General features: G+C 70.9%; 2 protein-coding genes and 1 pseudogene. All 3 read right to left on the minus strand.

The genetic code is table 11. The annotated features are described in order from the left end of the window. Window positions 1-853, minus strand: a pseudogene (locus ACIBK0_RS51850) (1,4-alpha-glucan branching enzyme); the annotation flags it as partial. A gap of 59 nt (window positions 854-912) precedes the next feature. After that, a complete protein-coding gene (locus ACIBK0_RS51855; protein ID WP_399097535.1) occupies window positions 913-2,286 on the minus strand; it encodes a maltokinase in 1,374 nt (457 codons plus the stop codon). Window positions 2,287-2,342: 56 nt separating this feature from the next. Continuing rightward, window positions 2,343-2,480: alpha-glucosidase C-terminal domain-containing protein (locus ACIBK0_RS51860; RefSeq protein ID WP_399097537.1), on the minus strand; the 138-nt coding region annotated here is incomplete at its 5' end.

Genomic DNA, 2,480 nt, shown 5'->3' on the forward strand with positions numbered 1-2,480 from the left:
GGTCGGAGACGTAGGAGGGGAGTTGGTCGGCCAGCTGCCGGTACGTCAACCCGGGCCGCCAGGACGGCAGATGCACCTCGTAGACCGAGAACGGGACCTCGTGCACCGGCTGCTTGGCCCGACCCGCCATCCACTCGGCGTCTCCCCATGCATAGGACGACTCCGTCACGATCGATGCCGTCGCCGGAGGCACCTCGGTGCGGCGGGCCATCGGGTCGGCGCGCAGCGTGCGCGTTCCGTCGGGGCGGGTGATGTCGAACTTGTAGAGCGTGCCCTCACCGATGCCGGGAAGGAACAGCTCCCACACTCCGGAGGAGCCCAGTGACCGCATCGGAAATCCCGTGCTGCCGTCCCAGTGGCAGAAGTCCCCGCAGACCGTGACGCCTCGCGCGTTCGGGGCCCACACCGTGAAGCGGGTGCCGAGCACGCCCTCGTGGGTCATGCAGTGGGCACCCAACGCCCGCCACAGCTCCTCGTGCCGGCCCTCGCCGATCAGGTGCAGGTCGAGCTCTCCCAGCGCGGGCAGGAAGCGGTAGGGGTCCTGCACTTCGAACTCGGTGCCGTCGTACGTCACCGACAGCGTGTACTCGGGAATCGCGTCGAGCGGCAGTACGCCGGAGAAGAGGCCGTCCCCCTCGTCGTCCAGCTTCGTGGGCAGCCCGTTCACCAGCACGGCCACCGCCTGGGCGTACGGACGCAGTGCGCGGAACACGATGCCGCCCGGCACCGGGTGCGCTCCCAGCAGCGTGTGCGGATCGTGATGCGCCCCCGACAGCAGGCGCCCCCGGTCCGTCGGGTCCAGTGAAGCGGAAGTGGCCGGCCGTACGCTGACCGGTGCGGTGCGGACTATCACGGCTTCAGCCTCCTCGAGAGGGGTTGGGGAGCGTGCGGGATGTCGCGGTCCAAAGGCCTTCACTGGCGTTCGGCGAGACGCCTGACCGCCGCCATCGGCACCGGCAGCCAGTCAGGACGATGTCGCGCCTCGTAGAGCACTTCGTACACGGCTCGGTCCGTCTCGTACGCGCGCAGCAGCTCGGGTTCCCCGTGCGGGTCCCACTCCGCCTCGGCGGCATAGCCCGCGCAGTAGGCCTCGCGGCAGCGTTGTGCCCACTCGGGACGCCAGGGACGGCGGGAGCGGGCCGCGTAGTCGAACGAGCGCAGCATGCCCGCGACATCGCGCACGGGGGACTGGACGCGCCGGCGTTCGGTGAGCGGTCGGGCGGGCTCGCCCTCGAAGTCGATGACGGACCACTGCTGTCCGGCCCGCAGGACCTGGCCGAGGTGGAGATCGCCGTGAATGCGCTGGGCGGGGCGGATCGCCGTGTCGAGGTCGCCGAGCGCGTCGAAGGCGGACCGCAACCCGTCCGCGTGCGGACCGAGTTCGGGTACGTTACGGACCGCGGCGTCGAGTCGCTCGCTCATCGCGGCAGCAAGCAGCCTGTTCTGAGGTGGACTTGTCCCATCTATGGGGAACGCCGAGGCCAGCGCCAGATGCACCTCCGCGGTCGCCCGGCCCAGTTCGTACGCCTCGTTGGTGAACTCCCGCCCCGAGGCGAGGGATTCGAGGGCCAGCGTCCAGCCGTCGGCGGCCTCGGGCAGGAACGGCTGAAGCACTCCGAGCGTCGCTTCCTGCGGCCGCGAGATCCGAAACCACGCGGCGGGAGCGGGTACGCGGTTGCAACCCTGACGGGCCAGCGCCCACGGCACCTCCAGGTCCGGGTTGATGCCGGGCTGGACACGGCGGAAGACCTTCAGGATGAACGAGTCCCCGTACACCAGCGAGGAATTGGACTGCTCGGCGTCGAGGAGACGCGGAGCCAGACCGGCGGGCACCGTCACCCGTGTGTCGCGCTCGAAACGCAGCGGGCCCGCCGTGCCCGGCCGGCGGAGGCGCTCCAGGAGCAGTCCCGCCGCCGTGCGGTCGTGGAAGGCGTCGTAGACCATCAGGTCCGCCAGCGGGCCGTCGTTCGCCCGGCCGATGGCGGCATGGGCGAGACGCGGCGGCAGGACCTTCCGTACGCCGAGGAGCAGTTGATAGCAGTCCTCGGCCGGGGGAGTGCCCGGGCCGGCCTGGGCCGGCGGGTCGAGGTGCTCGGTGCGGACCAGCAGGTGCAGGCACCCTGGGTACAGTTCGGTCGTCGACACCAGGGTCACATCCGTGACGGGCCTGCCCTTGCCCGCGAACCAGCGCTGCCGAGGCAACCACGCGCGCAGCAGTTCTGCCAGCGAGGTCAGCAGCGGAGCGCGGCCGAGGCCGCTCGGACGGTGCAGCGCGGTCTTCGCCATGGCGACACGTCCCTTCAGAGGCAGGCGGGCTTGGGGGAGCACACGGAGGCACACGGTCATGAGCGCCTGGTGACGCTCGGCGCGACTGCGCGACGCAGCCGGAACCAGTAGAAGCCGTGGCCTGCGAGGGTGAGCAGGTAGGGCAGCTCACCGATGGCCGGGAATCGCACCCCGCCGATCAGCTCGACCGGGTG

It is taken from the genome of Streptomyces sp. NPDC050564 (genome assembly GCF_044457265.1).
GTDB lineage: Bacteria > Actinomycetota > Actinomycetes > Streptomycetales > Streptomycetaceae > Streptomyces.